At 71.4% G+C, this 15,071-nt stretch carries 18 protein-coding genes and 1 tRNA gene; 9 read left to right on the top strand and 10 right to left on the bottom strand.

From position 1 onward, the window contains the following. The first annotated feature begins 8 nt into the window (after positions 1-8). Positions 9-1,448, top strand: a complete 1,440-nt coding sequence (locus LRP67_RS14420; RefSeq protein ID WP_231270857.1) for a GuaB1 family IMP dehydrogenase-related protein — start codon at positions 9-11, stop codon at positions 1,446-1,448. Positions 1,449-1,534: 86 nt separating this feature from the next. Here the strand turns inward: LRP67_RS14420 and LRP67_RS14425 are convergent, their stop codons facing one another. Then, the gene (locus LRP67_RS14425; RefSeq protein ID WP_231270858.1) at positions 1,535-2,119 is read right to left on the bottom strand and encodes a LysR family substrate-binding domain-containing protein; all 585 of its coding nucleotides are present in this window, start codon (positions 2,117-2,119) and stop codon (positions 1,535-1,537) included. A gap of 76 nt (positions 2,120-2,195) precedes the next feature. On the opposite strand from LRP67_RS14425, the gene LRP67_RS14430 reads away from it, so the two are divergent. Continuing rightward, complete coding sequence (locus tag LRP67_RS14430; RefSeq protein ID WP_231270859.1) at positions 2,196-3,164, top strand: NAD(P)H-binding protein; 969 nt, start codon at positions 2,196-2,198, stop codon at positions 3,162-3,164. Positions 3,165-3,295: 131 nt separating this feature from the next. Here LRP67_RS14430 and LRP67_RS14435 read toward each other — a convergent pair whose 3' ends face one another. The 4 genes from LRP67_RS14435 to LRP67_RS14450 form a co-directional block, all read right to left on the bottom strand. Next, positions 3,296-4,075, bottom strand: coding sequence for an isocitrate lyase/phosphoenolpyruvate mutase family protein (locus LRP67_RS14435; protein ID WP_231270860.1), 780 nt, complete (start codon positions 4,073-4,075; stop codon positions 3,296-3,298). 110 nt (positions 4,076-4,185) lie between these two features. Then, entirely contained in the window at positions 4,186-5,097 is a 912-nt protein-coding gene (locus tag LRP67_RS14440) for a universal stress protein (protein ID WP_231270861.1), read from the bottom strand. A gap of 66 nt (positions 5,098-5,163) precedes the next feature. Then, entirely contained in the window at positions 5,164-5,580 is a 417-nt protein-coding gene (locus LRP67_RS14445; RefSeq protein ID WP_231270862.1) for a pyridoxamine 5'-phosphate oxidase family protein, read from the bottom strand. A 173-nt stretch (positions 5,581-5,753) separates the two neighbouring features. Beyond that, positions 5,754-5,996: a hypothetical protein gene (locus LRP67_RS14450; protein WP_231270863.1), complete on the bottom strand. Its 243-nt coding sequence runs from the start codon at positions 5,994-5,996 to the stop codon at positions 5,754-5,756. A gap of 274 nt (positions 5,997-6,270) precedes the next feature. Between LRP67_RS14450 and LRP67_RS14455 the strand changes: the two genes are divergently transcribed. Then, positions 6,271-6,798: a potassium channel family protein gene (locus tag LRP67_RS14455; RefSeq protein WP_231270864.1), complete on the top strand. Its 528-nt coding sequence runs from the start codon at positions 6,271-6,273 to the stop codon at positions 6,796-6,798. A gap of 117 nt (positions 6,799-6,915) precedes the next feature. Here LRP67_RS14455 and LRP67_RS14460 read toward each other — a convergent pair whose 3' ends face one another. Further along, positions 6,916-7,686, bottom strand: a complete 771-nt coding sequence (locus LRP67_RS14460) for an SDR family oxidoreductase (protein ID WP_308189753.1) — start codon at positions 7,684-7,686, stop codon at positions 6,916-6,918. A gap of 32 nt (positions 7,687-7,718) precedes the next feature. Between LRP67_RS14460 and LRP67_RS14465 the strand changes: the two genes are divergently transcribed. Together LRP67_RS14465 and LRP67_RS14470 are read left to right on the top strand one after the other, a co-directional pair. Continuing rightward, positions 7,719-8,327: a TetR/AcrR family transcriptional regulator gene (locus LRP67_RS14465; protein WP_231270866.1), complete on the top strand. Its 609-nt coding sequence runs from the start codon at positions 7,719-7,721 to the stop codon at positions 8,325-8,327. Beyond that, a complete protein-coding gene (locus LRP67_RS14470) occupies positions 8,324-9,016 on the top strand; it encodes an NADPH-dependent F420 reductase (protein ID WP_231270867.1) in 693 nt (230 codons plus the stop codon). The genes LRP67_RS14465 and LRP67_RS14470 overlap by 4 nt, the downstream gene beginning before the upstream one ends. Before the next feature lie 118 nt (positions 9,017-9,134). Here LRP67_RS14470 and LRP67_RS14475 read toward each other — a convergent pair. After that, positions 9,135-9,220: transfer RNA gene (locus LRP67_RS14475), tRNA-Leu, on the bottom strand. Between the two features lie 77 nt (positions 9,221-9,297). On the opposite strand from LRP67_RS14475, the gene LRP67_RS14480 reads away from it, so the two are divergent. Next, complete coding sequence (locus LRP67_RS14480; protein WP_231270868.1) at positions 9,298-10,632, top strand: M20/M25/M40 family metallo-hydrolase; 1,335 nt, start codon at positions 9,298-9,300, stop codon at positions 10,630-10,632. Positions 10,633-10,635: 3 nt separating this feature from the next. Beyond that, positions 10,636-11,031 (top strand): tetratricopeptide repeat protein, encoded by a 396-nt coding sequence (locus tag LRP67_RS14485; RefSeq protein ID WP_231270869.1) that lies wholly within the window; start codon positions 10,636-10,638, stop codon positions 11,029-11,031. A gap of 111 nt (positions 11,032-11,142) precedes the next feature. On the opposite strand, the gene LRP67_RS14490 is transcribed toward LRP67_RS14485, so the two are convergent. Both LRP67_RS14490 and LRP67_RS14495 read right to left on the bottom strand, forming a co-directional pair. Next, complete coding sequence (locus LRP67_RS14490; protein ID WP_231270870.1) at positions 11,143-11,361, bottom strand: DUF5703 family protein; 219 nt, start codon at positions 11,359-11,361, stop codon at positions 11,143-11,145. Further along, positions 11,358-12,308 carry an aldo/keto reductase gene (locus LRP67_RS14495; RefSeq protein WP_231270871.1) on the bottom strand — a complete coding sequence of 317 codons (951 nt, stop codon included), beginning with the start codon at positions 12,306-12,308 and terminating at the stop codon, positions 11,358-11,360. Before LRP67_RS14495 ends, LRP67_RS14490 begins: the two co-directional genes overlap by 4 nt. Before the next feature lie 72 nt (positions 12,309-12,380). On the opposite strand from LRP67_RS14495, the gene LRP67_RS14500 reads away from it, so the two are divergent. After that, positions 12,381-13,205 carry an undecaprenyl-diphosphate phosphatase gene (locus tag LRP67_RS14500; protein WP_231270872.1) on the top strand — a complete coding sequence of 275 codons (825 nt, stop codon included), beginning with the start codon at positions 12,381-12,383 and terminating at the stop codon, positions 13,203-13,205. A 125-nt stretch (positions 13,206-13,330) separates the two neighbouring features. Here the strand turns inward: LRP67_RS14500 and corA are convergent, their stop codons facing one another. Then, complete coding sequence (gene corA, locus LRP67_RS14505) at positions 13,331-14,311, bottom strand: magnesium/cobalt transporter CorA (RefSeq protein ID WP_231270873.1); 981 nt, start codon at positions 14,309-14,311, stop codon at positions 13,331-13,333. A gap of 33 nt (positions 14,312-14,344) precedes the next feature. Between corA and LRP67_RS14510 the strand changes: the two genes are divergently transcribed. After that, entirely contained in the window at positions 14,345-15,064 is a 720-nt protein-coding gene (locus tag LRP67_RS14510) for a histidine phosphatase family protein (RefSeq protein ID WP_231270874.1), read from the top strand. The last annotated feature ends 7 nt before the right edge of the window (positions 15,065-15,071 follow it).

The raw sequence follows: 15,071 nt of genomic DNA on the forward strand, positions 1-15,071 counted from the left end.
CTCTGGCTGTGCACTTCCTCCACGAGACCGCCCCGCCCCACGACCTGACCTACGACGACGTCTTCATGGTGCCGCGCCACAGCGGTGTCGCCAGCCGCTACGACGTGGACCTCGCCACCTCCGACGGCACCGGCGCCACGATCCCGCTGGTCGTCTCCAACATGACCGCGATCGCGGGCAAGCGGATGGCCGAGACGGTGGCGCGGCGCGGCGGGCTCGTGGTGATCCCGCAGGACATCCCCTTCGCGGTGGTCGAGCGGGTGGTGGCCGACGTGAAGTCGCGGCACCTGGTCTTCGACACCCCGATCGAACTGACCGAGCACCAGACGGTGGCCGAGGCCCTGTCGCTCATCCCCAAGCGGGCGCACCGGGCCGCGGTCGTCGTCGACGCGCTGGGGCGCCCGCTCGGGGTGGTCTCGGAGTCCGACTGCGCCGAGGTCGACCGGTTCGCGCAGGTCGGCCAGGTGATGAGCCGGCGCCCGGTGCTCATCCCCGACGACACCGACCCGCGCGCGGCCTTCGACGCGATCGACCAAGCGGGGGCGATCCTGGCCGTGGCGGTGCGCCGCGACGGCCGGCTGGCGGGCGTCCTGACCCGCACCGGCGCCCTGCGCGCCACCCTCTACCGCCCGGCCGTCGACGCCACCGGCGGGCTGCGGGTCGCTGCCGCGGTGGGGGTCAACGGCGATGTGGCGGGCAAGGCCTCCGAGCTGCTCGGCGCGGGGGTCGACTGCCTGGTCGTCGACACCGCCCACGGCCACCAGGACCGGATGCTCGACGCACTGCGCGCCGTACGCGCCCTGGATCCGGAGGTGCCTGTCGCCGCCGGCAACGTCGTGTCGGCCGAGGGCACCCGCGCCCTGGTCGAGGCCGGCGCGGACATCGTCAAGGTCGGCGTCGGGCCTGGCGCCATGTGCACGACCCGGATGATGACCGGTGTGGGCCGCCCCCAGTTCTCGGCGGTGCTGGAGTGCGCGGCCGCAGCCCGGGAGCTGGGCAGTCACGTCTGGGCCGATGGCGGCGTGCGCCACCCCCGCGACGTGGCCCTCGCGCTCGCCGCGGGCGCGTCCTCGGTGATGGTCGGCTCGTGGTTCGCCGGGACGCACGAGTCGCCCGGCGACCTGCTCGAGGACTCCCAGGGTCGTGCCTACAAGGTCTCGTTCGGCATGGCGTCGGCCCGCGCCGTCGCCAACCGGACCTCCACTGAGTCGGCCTACGACCGCGCCCGCAAGGGGCTCTACGAGGAGGGCATCTCCTCGTCGCGGATGTACCTGGACCCCGCCCGTCCCGGCGTCGAGGACCTCATCGACGAGATCTGCTCCGGCGTCCGCTCCGCCTGCACCTACGCCGGGGCCGCCACCCTCGCCGAGCTGCACGACCGCGCCGTCGTCGGCGTGCAGTCGGCCGCGGGCTTCCACGAGGGCCGGCCGCTCGCGACGTCCTGGTGAGGACGCGGTTTGGTCACAAACCGCATCTCCGCGGCTCGGCGATCTGCGGTTTGTGACCAAACCACGGGCGGTGCGGGGCCCGTTCGCTAGCGCGAGGACCGCTCGGTGCGGCCGCGGACGATGCCGATGAAGGTCTGGACCCGGTCGTCGTCGTTGTCGACGAGCCACGCGAGGCCCACCTTGGTGGTGGGCAGGTCGGTGACGGGACGGTAGACGACGTCCTTGCGCTGGTGGAGCCGGGCGACCGACTTCGGCACGAGCAGGATCCCGGTGCCTGAGGCGACGACCTCGACGGCGTCCTTGAGGCTCATGTCGGGCCAGTCGAGCTGCTCGGCACTCGGCGTCCAGCCGGACTCGTGGGGGACGACCAGCTGCTCGTCGGCCAGGTCGTCCAGCGTGACCTCGTCGGCGGCGGCCACCAGGTGCTCGAGGCCGGCGACCACGACCGGCACCTCGTCGTACAGCGGGATGCAGTGCAGGCCGTCTCGGTTCACGGGGAGCCTGACCAGCGCCATGTCCAGGCTCCCATCGCGCAGGCCGCGCTCCTGGTCGGCCTGGGTCACCGGGACCAGCTCGAGCGGGGTGCGGGGGTGGCGCAGGCGCCACACGCGGGCCCACTTGTCGGGTGTCGCGCCGGTGACGAAGCCGACGCGGAAGGGGCGGGTGTCCACCGCCCGAGTATGGGGTAGTGGGACGCACTGGCGAGCGTCGAGGGCCTCGCCGGGCGCAGCGACGGAGGGATGGGACATGCGGGTGCTGGTGACGGGCGCGACGGGGTACGTCGGGTCGCGGCTGGTGCCGTCGCTGCTCGCCGCGGGGCACGACGTGGTCGCCGGGGCGCGTGACCTGGACGCTCTCGACCGCTTCGCCTGGTCGGACCGTGTGGAGCGCCGCTACCTCGACGTCGAGGACACCGTGTCGGTCCACCTCGCCGTCCGTGAGGTCGACGCACTGTTCTACCTGGTGCACTCGATGGCATCGGGGGAGTTCCTCAAGCGGGACCGGGAGGCCGCCCAGTACGTCGCCGACGCGTGCGAGTACGCCGAGGTGGGGCGCATCGTCTACCTATCCGGCCTGGTGCCGCCCGGCCGTCTGTCCGAGCACCTTCGCTCGCGCCTGGAAGTGGAGGACATCCTGCTGGGCTGCGCCGTACCTACCACCGTGCTGCGCGCGGCCATGGTCATCGGTGCCGGCTCGACGTCCTTCGAGCTGATGCGCCGGGTCAGTGAGCGTCTCGCCGTGACGCCCGTGCCGGCGTGGATGCAGCGCGACATCCAGCCGGTCGCCGTCGAGGACGTTGTCTACCTGCTGGTGCGAGCGCTCGACGCGGACCCGGCCAACCGGGCCTACGACATCGGCGGGGACGAGGTTCTCACCTACCGAGAGCTGCTGGACCGGTTCGCCACGCTCGCCGACCTGGAGCGGCCGCAGCTGGTCCTGCCCATCGCGCCGGAGCGTCTGGTCGGGGAGGCCGTCGCGCTGGTGTCGGGGCTGCCACGCGCCACCGTCCGCGCGCTGGTGCGGAGCCTGGCCCACGACATGGTCTGCACCGAGGACGACGTACGACGTGACCTGGCCCCCGGCCACAGCTTCCTGTCGGTCGACGAGGCCATCGTCCGCTCACTGGCCGGCCAGACCCAGGCCACCGAGTCCGATGGCGACATCCAGGGACAGGCGGACAGCGACCCTGCCTGGGTCGGCACCACCCTGCGCTGACGCCGCCCGCGGTGTGCTCGACGACCGCGGTCGGCTACCGGCTGGTACGCGCGGTTTGTGACCAAACCACACGTTCTACCCGCCGGTACGCGGGGTTTGTGACCAAACCGCGGGCCGAATCGGGGGCTCGGCTAGTTCAGGATGCGCATGTCGGCGGGCACCCCGCCACCGGCGTGGACGTCCTCGACCAGCTTTGCGAGGGCGGTGAGGGCGACGTTCTGCGACATCGGGCCGTAGGAGACGCGGGCGACGCCGAGCTCCTCCAGGCGGCTCAAGGGCGGGATGCCGGGGATGCCGATGAGGGTCAGGCGCTGGGGGCCGAGGGCGTCCACGAGCGCGACGACCTGCTCCTCGTTCAGTCGGCCAGGCACGAACACCACCGGGGCGCCGGCGTCGAGAAACGCGCGCCCGCGAGCGATCGCGTCGGCGAGGACGTCGGCCGGGTCGCGGTCGCCGGCCTTGAGGAAGGCATCGGTGCGGGCGTTGAGCACGAAGCCCGCGACGCCCTCCGCGGCGGCGGCCTTCATGACCGCCTCGACCTGCGCGGCCGCCTCGGACAGCGGCTTCATCTGGTCCTCCAGGTTGGCGCCGACGACGCCGACGCCGATCGCCTTGCGGATGGTCTCCGGCGCGTCGCCGTACCCGCCCTCCAGGTCGGCCGAGACCGGCAACGAGGTTGCGGCGACGATGCGCGCGACCTCGGCGATCATCTCGTCGACCGGGATGTTCTCGCCGTCCTCGTAGCCGCGGGAGGCGGCGATCGAGTGGCTGGCGGTGGCGAGGGCGGTGGTGCCCTCGACGGCGCTCACGACCTTGGCCGTGATCACGTCCCAGACGTTGACGACGGTGAGGAGGCTCGGGTCCTGGTGAAGGCGCAGGAGCTCGCTGGCGCGGTGCTGGCGGTCGGTCATGCGCCCATCTTGCACCCACCCGGTGACAGCCGTGAGGGGGTACGAGGCGACTCACCGCCTCGACCCCGCGCTCACGACGCGACAAGGCCAGCGTCAGGCCGGACCCCTTCTCACACCTCCGGCTCGGCGAGACCCACCACTGCCACCGAGCAGGCGCTGGCCTCCACGACCTGAGGTGCGACGGAGCCGTAGACGAGCTCCCCGAGCAAGGGCTTGCGCTGGTGGCCCAGCACGACGAGGCCGGTGTGACGGCTCGCCTCCAGCAGCCGGGCGTCGACGAAGCCGCGGGCGAGCTGCAGGTGCACGGGCACTGACGGGTACGCCGCCTGCGACGCCTCGACCAGCTTGCTCATCTGCGCGCGCAGGTCATCCAGGCCCGGCTCGTCGTCGGCCACGTCGGCGGAGCCGCTCGAGACCTGGCTGGCGTCCCAGAAGCAGTGCAGCACGGTGAGCGACTGCCCGCGGACGGAGGCGACCCGGAAGGCCAGGTCCAGCACGGGGCCGTCGGTCCCGTCGAGGGCTACCGCGACGAGGACGTCCCCGCGAGCCTCGGTCGCCTGGTTCGGCCGGACGACGATCACCGGGCCCGACGCGTGCTTGGTCAGGGCCAGACTGACCGAGCCGAGCAGCAGGCTGCGGACGGGGCCCATGCCGCGCGAGCCCACGACCACGAGGCGGTCCTTGCCCGCCAGCGACAGCAGCGTCTCGCGGGGGTCGGCGATCCGCGCCATCTGGTGCACCTCGAGGTCCGGGCGCCCGGCGGTCGCACGCTTTCGTGCCCGCTCGAGCAGCGCCTCGGCATCGGCCAGGATGTCCTCACGCAGGCGCAGGGTGTCGATGCCGAGCGAGCCGAGAGACGCGGCGGCTCCCGAGCTGAGCGGCGCCACCGCATGGACCAGCACGAGGGACCGGCCCTCCAGCGACGCCTGCTCGGCGGCCCACTCGAGCGCCGCCTCGGACGGTGCCGAGCCGTCGAAGCCGACGAAGATGCTGTCGAGGGGGGTCTGCGGGGCGTCGGTCATGGTTCTCCTCGGGGCGGGGCGGGGCGGGGCGGGTCGGGGGCGACAGGTGGAAGGGAGGCGGAGGAGTCAGGGCGCGGGGGGTGTGAGCCGGCGACCGGTCACCTGCTGAGTCTCCACGCGCACGTGGGCGGTGCGGCTGCCCGGCGCCCAGGTGTCCAGCAGGTGCACGCCCCGGGGGACCTCGTCGCCGTCGACGATCTCGGCGATGCCGGTGACGACCACGCTCCAGCCGGCGCGTCGTGTCGGATCCAGGTTGTCGATCTCGACGGCGACGCGGCCGCCCCGGCAGTGGTTGACGAGGGTGGAGTACGGCGCCGTGCGGAACCACAGTGCCCCGTCGGCGACCGTGACGTTGACCGGCACCACCGCCGGCCCGTCGAGGGTGCACCAGGCCACTCTCCCGACCTCGACCTCCTCGAGTAGAGACCAGCAGTCGTACGGCGTGAGCTCGGCGAGCCGTCCTACGCTCCGGTTGGCGTCCACGTGGGTCACCTCCTCGTCCAGCCAGTCTCACCCTTCAGGGGCGGAACGGCGAGGGACCAGCGGACCCACTGAACCGGGACCTTGGTCCCGTGCGCGCTGCACGCATATGAGGTCCGAGACGTACCCCAGGCTCGTGGAGCGGGTCCGGATCCCACGTGGACGGGGGAGGCGCCTCAGACGTAACGCCGCCGGCCCTCCGAGGTGAGCTCCACGATCACGGACTCGCCGTCGCGGTAGTGCCTCGCGATGCCCGCGGCCTGGAGCTCGGCGAGCGCGACCAGAGGCGGCTCCTCATCGGGGAGGTACCACTCGATGCCCTCCTCCTGGTCGGGCTCGTCGTGGGCGATGTCGACGAGCTGGTCGACGATCCCGATGGCCTCGGGCGACAGCTTGCGGTAGCGCTCCTCGAGGGACACGTCTCCTCCAGGGGGGTGAGGGTCGAACTGCGGGCAGCCCGCCGGGCTCGCTTCGGTGCCGGAGAGTCTGGCACGAGGTCGGAGCCACCGGGAGGTTCCAGATACCTGTGAGCGCGGCTTCGGGCGGCCGACAAGTCATGACGTCGCCACTACGCCGACGCAGGTCGAGGCTCGACGCATCTTCGCCTGTACCCGACGATGGAACAGCGCGAGCACGACGCGCCGCACGACCTCCAGTCGCCGTGGCTGGAGTCCTGCCGCCTCAGGAGTCGCCATGGCCGAGGAGTCCGTTCCGCCGCCGGACGAGCGGGACGGTGCCGGTCGTGCTCGCGGCGTCGCGCGCTGGCAGCACCCGGCCTGGGCGTCCGCCGGTGTGCTCGTCGCCTACTTCGCCTTCCCCGTCGAGTGGGCCGGATCCACCGCCGGCGTCGTGGCCAGCCTGCTGCTGACGGTGGCCGGCCTCGCCGTGGTCGGGGGAGCGATGGCGCTCGAGCTGCGCCACGTCCGCCGCGGCGCCGAGATGCGGTCCGGCGGCGTGCTGATGATCATGGAGGTGGCACTCGTCGCGGCGTTCTCGTTGGCGTTCTACCTCGTCGAGCTGCTCGCTCCTCGCCAGTTCGACGGCCTGAGCACCCGCACCGACGCGCTCTACTTCACCCTCAGCACCATGGCCACGGTCGGCTATGGGGACGTGCACGCCGAGGGGCAGCTGGCCCGCGCGTTGGTGTGCGGGCTGATCGTGTTCAGCGTCGTCGTCGTCACGTCGCTGGTGCGGAGCGCCGCCGGCAGACCGGGACGCTGATCACCCGACGACCCGGGATCCACATGAGGACCGTGGTCCCGGGTCCTCGGTGAGAGAGTCTGCTCCGGCGAGGTGAGCACGTCGGTGGCACGATCGCGGACGACCGCGTGATCTGCCTCAGGCTGCCAGGGCGGCGAGGATCTGTTCGTACCGCGTGCCCGGAGCGAGCGTGAGCCCGGACTTCACGAACCTCGCCCAGTCGTCGCCGAGCACTTCCTGGGCACCCGATTCGATAGCGTCGAGGCCGGCGCTGGCCAGGTCCGCCGATGCGACCTTCGGCCCCTGGATGTCTCGGACCATGTCGGTGTCGACCATCCCCATGTGCACTCCCACGACGTGGGTGCCCTGGGCTGCGAGTTCCAGCCGCGTGCTGTCGGTCAACATCCAGGCCGCGGCCTTCGACGCGGCGTAGGCACCGGCACCCGGTGCCGTGAACCACGAGAGCGCGGAGATCACATTGAGGATCGCGCCACCTCCGTTGGAGGCCAGGACCGGGGCGAACGCACGAGTCATCAACAGTGGTCCGTAGAAGTTCGTGTCCAGCTCGCGCCGGATGTTGGCTTCAGCTCCGGTCACCAACGCCGTGCCCGTCGAGATCCCTGCGTTGTTGATGAGCACCTGGACGTCGCCGGCCGCGCGGGCCGCGGCGTCGATGTGGCGGGCGTCGGTGACGTCGAGCTCGAGCGGGTGCACGCCCTGAGCCTCCAGGGCCTCGATGTCTCGCGCTCCGGCGTAGATCTTGCGTGCACCGCGCTGCTTGAGCTGGTCGACGAACGCAGCTCCGATGCCGCGATTTGCGCCGGTGACCAGCACCACTGCCCCCTCGAGATTCATGACGGTCCTCATTCTGTAGTGATCACTATGGATTGGCTGGGGAGCGTAGCACATACCGTAGCGATCACTACGGTATGCTTCTCCTCATGGCTGGACGACCGCGAAGCTTCGACCGAGACGCCGCTCTGGCGGTGGCGGTAGAGCAGTTCTGGCGCGCCGGCTACGACGAGACGTCCGTCGCGACGCTGACCGCGGCGATGGGAGTGACGCCACCGAGCCTGTACGCCGCATTCGGCGATAAGCACCGCCTGTTCGAGGAGGCCTCCGCCGCCTACTTCCAGCGCACGTGTGAGGCCGTCGATCGCGCAGCCACCCTGGCGACGGCGCGCGACGCGATCGCCCAGATCCTGGACGACGCCGCTCGCGCCCACACCGAGTCCGCGACCCCGCCGGGGTGTCTCATGCTGACCGAGCCGCGGCTCGGTGCACAGCGGGAGGCTCTCCGCAAGCGTCTTGAGGACCGCCTCGAGCAGGGGGTGCGGGACGGCGATCTCCCGGCGACGACGGACACCGGCCGCTTGGCGGTGTTCCTCGTGGCCGTGCTGCGTGGCATGTCCGGCTGCGCCCGCGACGGCGGAAGCGCCGAGGACGTCCTGGCCATCGCCGAGGTCGCACTGGCGGCCTTGCCCCCACGCCCCGGGTCGACCCACGGCACTGCACCATCGCACCACTCTCAGGAGGAAGACCGACCATGAGCACGTTCGGCATCCTCGGCTCCGGCCAGGCAGGCAGCGTCATGGCCCGCGTAGCGGTGGAAGCGGGCTACGACATCATCATCGCCAACTTGCGAGGGCCTGAGACCCTGAAGGACCTGGTGCGCGAGCTCGGTCCTCGGGCCCGAGCTGCCACCAGCTCGCAAGCAGCCGCGGAGTCGGACTTCACCATCCTCGCCTTCCCGTACGCGCCCGGTGCCACGCTGCCGGTGGACGAGCTGGCGGGCAAGGTCGTGATCGACAACAACAACTACATGGTGTGGCGGGACGGCAACTACCCTGAGGTGGACTCGGGGCGCAGGACCGTCCACGAGCTCCGACAGGAGCAGCTGCCGACCTCCCAGGTCGTCAAGGCGTTCACGCACGTCCAGTTCCACGAGCGGCTCCCGATGCGCGGTCCTGAGGACGCCTTGCCGGGCCTCGTCCGACTGTCGAGGCCCCGCGGGCACCCCGACCGGAAGGCGCTCGTCGTCTCGAGCGACCACCGCGAGGCTGTCGAGCTGGTGACTCGGCTCTGCGACGACCTGGGCTTCGACGCCGTCGACAACAGCCCTCTGAGCGAGTCGTGGCGCAGCGGCCCCGGGACGCCGATGTGGCGCCACCACGTCGACGGGCAGAGCTCAGCAGAGCTCATCGGCAACCTGCGGCGGGCCGAGCGCATCCCCGGCTGAGGACGCAGGCGTCCGGCTCGCCGGCCGCGTGTGCTGGTCGGGCGGGTGAGCCCGGCCCGGTGGGTCGTCGCGAGGCCCGAAATGAACAGAAGGCCCCGTGGAGCCGGGGCCTTCTGAGTGTCCGAGGGGGGACTTGAACCCCCACGCCCTAATACGGGCACTAGCACCTCAAGCTAGCGCGTCTGCCAATTCCGCCACCCGGACGAGTGCTGTGGAACAGTAGCAAAGGCGGCGCCCCGGCCCCGCATCGGGTGGCCCGCCCGCAGTGCTTTGATGGGGTCATGACCACCCAGGGCGAGACCACGGCCTACGACCCCACCGGCGAGGTCGTCGAGCTGTGTCGCGAGCTGATCCGGATCGACACGAGCAACTATGGCGACCAGGACGGCCCGGGGGAGCGCAAGGCAGCCGAGTACGTCGCCGGACTGCTCGACGAGGTCGGCATCGAGTCGCGTCTGTACGAGGCGGCACCGGGGCGCACCTCCGTCGTCGCGCACTGGGGCGGTCCGGCGGACGGCAGCGTCCCCGAGCGGGGCGCGCTGCTGCTGCACGCCCACCTGGACGTGGTCCCGGCCGCCGCCGAGGACTGGCAGGTCCACCCGTTCTCCGGCGAGGTCCAGGACGGCTACGTGTGGGGCCGGGGCGCCGTCGACATGAAGGACTTCGACGCGATGCTGCTCTCGGTGGTGCGCGCGCGGGCCCGGGCCGGCGTCGTCCCGGAGCGGCCCGTCGTACTCGCCTTCACGGCCGACGAGGAGGCAGGCGGGCACCTCGGGGCTCAGGTGCTCGTCGAGAGCCATGCCGAGGAGTTCGAGGGCTGCACCGAGGCCGTGGGCGAGGTCGGCGGCTTCAGCACCACGGTCCGCGGGCGGCGGCTGTACCTGATCGAGGCCGCCGAGAAGGGCATGGCCTGGATGCGCCTGACGGCCCGCGGTCGCGCCGGTCACGGCTCGATGATGAACGCCGAGAACGCCGTCACCGACCTGGCCGCGGCCGTGGCGCGCATCGGCGCCTACGAGTGGCCGGTCCGGTTGACCCCGACCATGCAGACCCTGCTCGCGGCCGTCGCGGAGCTGGTCGGCACGGAGGCGACGCCGGACAATGCCGAGAGCCTGATCGAGGAGTTCGGCAGTGCCGCCCGAATGCTGGGAGCGGTCATCCGCAACACCACCAACCCCACCATGCTGGGCGCGGGCTACAAGGTCAACGTCATCCCGACCGAGGCGACCGGGCACGTCGACGGGCGCTTCCTGCCCGGCTACGAGGACGAGTTCTTCGCGACGCTGGCCGAGCTGTGTGGCGAGCACGTGTCGATCGACTACCTCTCCAGGCAGCAGCCGTGGGAGATGCCCTACGAGGGCGCGATCGTGGACACGATGACCCGCGCCCTCCTGACGGAGGACCCCGACGCGATCGTGGCGCCGTACCTGATGAGCGGCGGCACCGACGCCAAACACTTCAACAAGCTCGGCATGACCTCCTACGGCTTCGCGCCGCTGCGGCTGCCTGCCGACCTGGACTTCACCGCGCTCTTCCACGGCGTCGACGAGCGGGTGCCCGTCGACGCGCTGGAGTTCGGGGCTCGGGTGTTCGACCGGTTCCTCGGCGAGGCGTGAGCCATGACGACGACTCCCTGGGAGCACCTCTTCGTCCAGGCGCTGGGTGCCAGCGAGGCCGGCGACGCCGAGCAGGCCTATCGCACGTTCCTCAGCGTGCTCGCCCTCGACGACGTCCCGGCGTACGCCAGGTCACTGGCGAGCACGAACATCGCGACGATGCATCTCAGGTCGCAGCGCGTCGATGAGGCCATGGAGTGGTACGAGCGGGCGGTGCAGCTCGACCCGGACGGCGAGTCCGCGGCGGTGGCGCTCGGCGCGATGGGAATCTCCCTGGAGCGCCTCGAGCGTCGCCAGGAGGCCATCGAGACCTTCGAGCGGCTGCTCGCGCTGCCCACGCTCCCGGAGGCGTCGCGGCTCACCGCGGAGGAGAACCTCCGGGCGTTGCGCGGCGAGTGACTGCGCGCCAGCCGCACGGTTTGGTCACAAACCGCAGGTCTCCCGGCCGCCGGCACGCGGTTTGTGACCAAACCGCAGCCGCCCGGTGGCACGGTAGGCGTCCCTGCGGGCTCAGGCGGTGCGAACTGCCCGGATGATCTTGCGGCGCAGCACGACCCGCCGAGTCCCGTCGGGGGTCATGCGGACCCGGTCGAGCTCCCAGCCGCCGTGTTCGGCGCGCTCGACGAGCAGCTTGGTGACGACGTTGCGCGGGAACTCCCGGGGGAAGGTCACCCGGTCGAACTCCCACTCCACCCCGCGCCCCGGCGCCCGGCGTTCGTGCCGGCTCATGTCGACTCCGAGACGTCATCGAGGGCGGCGACGATCTCGGGCGGGAGCTCCTTGTCCTCGAGGGCGAGCGCTCCGCGGAGCTGGGCGGCGGTGCGGGCACCGACGATGGGGGAGGAGACGCCGGGACGGTCACGCACCCACACGAGGGCCACCTCGAGCGGTGTCCAGCCGAGCCCCTCCGCGGCGCGGGCCACCGCCTCCACGATGCGCCCGCTGCGCTCGTCGAGATAGGCGCCGACGAAGCCGGAGAACACCGGTGAGGCGCCTCGCGAGTCCGAGGGGGTGCCGGTGCGGTACTTGCCGGTGAGGACGCCGCGGCCCAGCGGCGACCACGGCAGTACCCCGAGGCCGAGCGCCCGCGCGGCCGGGAGCACCTCTCGCTCGACACCGCGGTTGAGCAGGGAGTACTCGACCTGGGTGGACGCCAGGCACACCCGCCCGGGGACCGCGCGCTGCCACGTGGCGGCCTGGGCGGTCTGCCACCCGGTGTAGTTGGAGATGCCGACGTACGACGCCCGGCCGGAGGTCACCGCCAGGTCGAGGGCAGTGAGGGTCTCCTCGAGCGGGGTCTCGTCGGACCAGATGTGGACTTGCCAGAGGTCCACATGCTCGACTCCCAGGCGCCGCAGGGACGCGTCGAGCGTGGTGAGCAGACTGCCGCGGGAGGTGTTGGTGGCGCGCTCCCCGGAGCGCCGCGAGATGCCGGCCTTGGTGGCCAGGACGATCTCGTCGCGTGCCACAACGTCGCCGATGAGGCGACCGATGAGAGACTCCGAGTCGCCGTCGGTGTAGCCGGCGGCCGTGTCGACCAGCGTGCCACCCGCCTCGGCGAACGCGATGAGCTGGTCGCGGGCCTCGTGCTCGTCGGTGTCGCGGCCCCACGTCATGGTGCCCAGGCCCACGCGCGACACCTTGAGGCCGGTGTGGCCCACTGACCGCTGCTGCATGGCGACAAAACTAGTGGGCACACCCTGGGGGCGGCGCGGCGGCTCGCCCGGGTGCCCCTAGGCTTCCTGCTCGTGTGGGACTACCTCCAGGCCGTTGTCCTCGGCGTCATCCAGGGCCTCACGGAGTTCCTTCCGATCTCCAGCAGCGCGCACCTGCGCATCTACCCGGAGCTGTTCGGGTGGGGTGACCCTGGGGCGGCGTTCACCGCGGTCGTCCAGATCGGCACCGAGCTGGCCGTGCTCATCTACTTCCGTGAGGACATCTGGCGCATCGCCTCGATGTGGACCAAGTCGCTCTTCCGGGCGGAGTATCGCGGGCACCTGGATGCGCGGATGGGCTGGTTCATCATCATCGGCTCGCTGCCGATCGTGGTGCTCGGCGTGCTGCTCAAGGACGTCATCGAGCGCGACTTCCGCAACCTGTGGATCATCGGGACGACCCTGATCGTCCTCGGCCTCGTCCTGGGCCTGGCCGACCGGTTCGGAGGCACTTCGAAGCGCATCAAGCAGATCACCCTGCGCGACGCCGTCCTGATGGGCGCCGCTCAGGCGGTGGCGCTGGTCCCCGGCGTCTCCCGCTCCGGCGCCACACTCTCCATGGGCCGGCTGCTCGGCTACGACCGGGAGGCGGCCACCCGCTACGCCTTCCTGCTGGCCATCCCCGCCGTCGTCGGCGCCGGCCTGTACGAGCTCAAGGAGATCCCGCACGGCGACAACACCTACAGCTGGGGCCCGACGATCGTGGCCACCGTCATCTCGTTCGCCGTCGGGTACGCCGCCATCGCCTGGCTGCTGCGCTACGTCTCCACCCGCTCCTACACGCCGTTCGTGCTCTACCGCGTCGCCCTCGGCACGGCGGTCCTGGTGCTGCTCGCCACCGGCGTCCTCAGCGCCTGAGCGCTCGCCGGGGCCTTGCGGTTTGGTGGCAAAACCCCCGGTGTGGGGGGGGGGGCCAGCGGGTTTTGGACAAAAACCGCAGGTTCTCGGGGTCGTGACCTGCGGTTTGTGACCAAACCACGGGCCTACAGCCACCCGGACTTCTTGAAGAACACCCACAGCACGCCCGACGACAGCGCCATGAGCAGCAGCGTGATGGGGTATCCGAGGGACCAGTCCAGGCCGGCCATGTGCTCGAAGTTCATGCCGTAGATCCCCGCGATCAAGGTGGGGGCCGCGACCAGGCCGACGCCGGCGGAGATCTTGCGCATGTCGTCGTTCTGCTGGACCGAGATCCGGGCGATATAGGCGTCGAAGGCGGTGGACAGCAGGGAGTCCAGGCCGTCGATGGTCTCGGCGTCCCGAGCGAGGTGGTCGGCCACGTCGCGGAAGAACGGCGCCGCCCCCTCATCCATCCCCGGGACCGTGCCGCTGGCGAAGCGGCGCATCGGCTCGCGCAGGGGCAGCACGGCACGCCGAACCTCGGCGATCTCTCGCTTGAGCGTGTAGATCCGCACCGCGTCGTCGCTTCGTGTGGGGGAGAAGACCGACTCCTCCACTTCGTCGACGTCCTCCTGGAGCGCCTCGATGACCTGGGCGTAGGCGTCGACCACCGAGTCGCAGACCGCGTAGACGACGGCCGAGGGGCCATGGGTGAGCACCTGGCTGCGCTGCTCCAGGTGGTGACGCGCCGAGTGCAGCGCCCCGCCCTCCCCGTGCCGCACGGTGATGACGAAGTCGGAGCCGACGAACATGCTGATCTCGCCGGTCTCGACGGCGTCCTGCTCATCGATGTACCAGAGCGTTTTGAGGATGAGGAACAGGTGATCGCCGTAGCGCTCCAGCTTGGGTCGTTGGTGCGCGGCGACCGCGTCGTCCACCGCCAGCCGGTGCAGGCCGAAGGCGTCGGCTACCCGCTTGAGCTCGGCCTCGCCCGGCTCGTGGAGTCCCACCCACACGAAGTCCCCGTGCTCCTTGGCCTGGGCGCGCAGCGTCGCGTAGTCCTGCGGCGGGCAGTCGACCGGCAGCCGGGCGCCGTGGCGGTACACCGCACTGTCGATGATCACGTGAGTCACGGTAGCCCCACTACAGTCCCGGGCATGGCAACTGTGATCCTGGTCCGACACGGCCGGACTAGCGCGAACGCCAGCGGCACCCTCGCGGGGCGCACGCCAGGCGTCAAGCTCGACGAGACCGGGACGGCACAGGCGCGGCGTGCGGCCGAGCGGTTGGGCGTGGTCCCGCTCTCCGCCGTGGTCACGAGTCCCCTGGAGCGCTGCCGCCAGACGGCGAAGATCATCACCGCCGGCCATCCCGCCGCCCCCCGGACCGTCAGCGAGCGCGGCATCACCGAGTGCGACTACGGCGAGTGGCAGGGCCGACTGCTCAAGGACCTCGCCAAGGAGAAGATCTGGGGCGTCGTGCAGACCCAGCCGTCCGCGGCGACATTCCCCGGCGGGGAGTCGCTCCAGGCGATGCAGGCCCGCTCGGTCGAGGCCGTACGGCGCCATGATGCGGCGATCGAGGCCGAGCACGGGTCCGGGGCGGTCTGGGTGGCCGTGAGCCACGGCGACATCATCAAGTCGGTCCTGGCCGACGCCCTCGGTATGCACCTCGACCTGTTCCAGCGCCTGCACGTCGACCCGGCCTCGGTGTCGATCGTGCGCTACACCGGCACTCGCCCCTACGTCCTCGCCACCAACACCCACGACGGCGACCTGTCCTGGCTTGCGGCTCCGCCGGCCAAGCGGACTCGTCGCCGCAAGGCCGCGGAGGACGCACCCGTTGGCGGTGGCGCGGGCCCTTCGGCCCGGTCATAGGGTGGTC

This window comes from Nocardioides sp. cx-169 (assembly GCF_021083605.1).
Taxonomy (GTDB): Bacteria; Actinomycetota; Actinomycetes; order Propionibacteriales; family Nocardioidaceae; genus Nocardioides.

What these genes read in the sequence shown, in the direction of transcription:
- LRP67_RS14440 (WP_231270861.1), bottom strand. Translation starts at nt 5,097, where the DNA reads ATGACCGACGCCCCGCAGACCCCCCTCGACAGCATCTTCGTCGGCTTC.
- LRP67_RS14480 (WP_231270868.1), top strand. Translation starts at nt 9,298, where the DNA reads ATGACCACCCAGGGCGAGACCACGGCCTACGACCCCACCGGCGAGGTC.
- LRP67_RS14495 (WP_231270871.1), bottom strand. Translation starts at nt 12,308, where the DNA reads ATGCAGCAGCGGTCAGTGGGCCACACCGGCCTCAAGGTGTCGCGCGTG.
- LRP67_RS14490 (WP_231270870.1), bottom strand. Translation starts at nt 11,361, where the DNA reads ATGAGCCGGCACGAACGCCGGGCGCCGGGGCGCGGGGTGGAGTGGGAG.
- LRP67_RS14465 (WP_231270866.1), top strand. Translation starts at nt 7,719, where the DNA reads ATGGCTGGACGACCGCGAAGCTTCGACCGAGACGCCGCTCTGGCGGTG.
- LRP67_RS14460 (WP_308189753.1), bottom strand. Translation starts at nt 7,686, where the DNA reads ATGTGCTACGCTCCCCAGCCAATCCATAGTGATCACTACAGAATGAGG.
- LRP67_RS14485 (WP_231270869.1), top strand. Translation starts at nt 10,636, where the DNA reads ATGACGACGACTCCCTGGGAGCACCTCTTCGTCCAGGCGCTGGGTGCC.
- LRP67_RS14430 (WP_231270859.1), top strand. Translation starts at nt 2,196, where the DNA reads ATGCGGGTGCTGGTGACGGGCGCGACGGGGTACGTCGGGTCGCGGCTG.
- LRP67_RS14455 (WP_231270864.1), top strand. Translation starts at nt 6,271, where the DNA reads ATGGCCGAGGAGTCCGTTCCGCCGCCGGACGAGCGGGACGGTGCCGGT.
- LRP67_RS14510 (WP_231270874.1), top strand. Translation starts at nt 14,345, where the DNA reads ATGGCAACTGTGATCCTGGTCCGACACGGCCGGACTAGCGCGAACGCC.
- LRP67_RS14470 (WP_231270867.1), top strand. Translation starts at nt 8,324, where the DNA reads ATGAGCACGTTCGGCATCCTCGGCTCCGGCCAGGCAGGCAGCGTCATG.
- LRP67_RS14435 (WP_231270860.1), bottom strand. Translation starts at nt 4,075, where the DNA reads ATGACCGACCGCCAGCACCGCGCCAGCGAGCTCCTGCGCCTTCACCAG.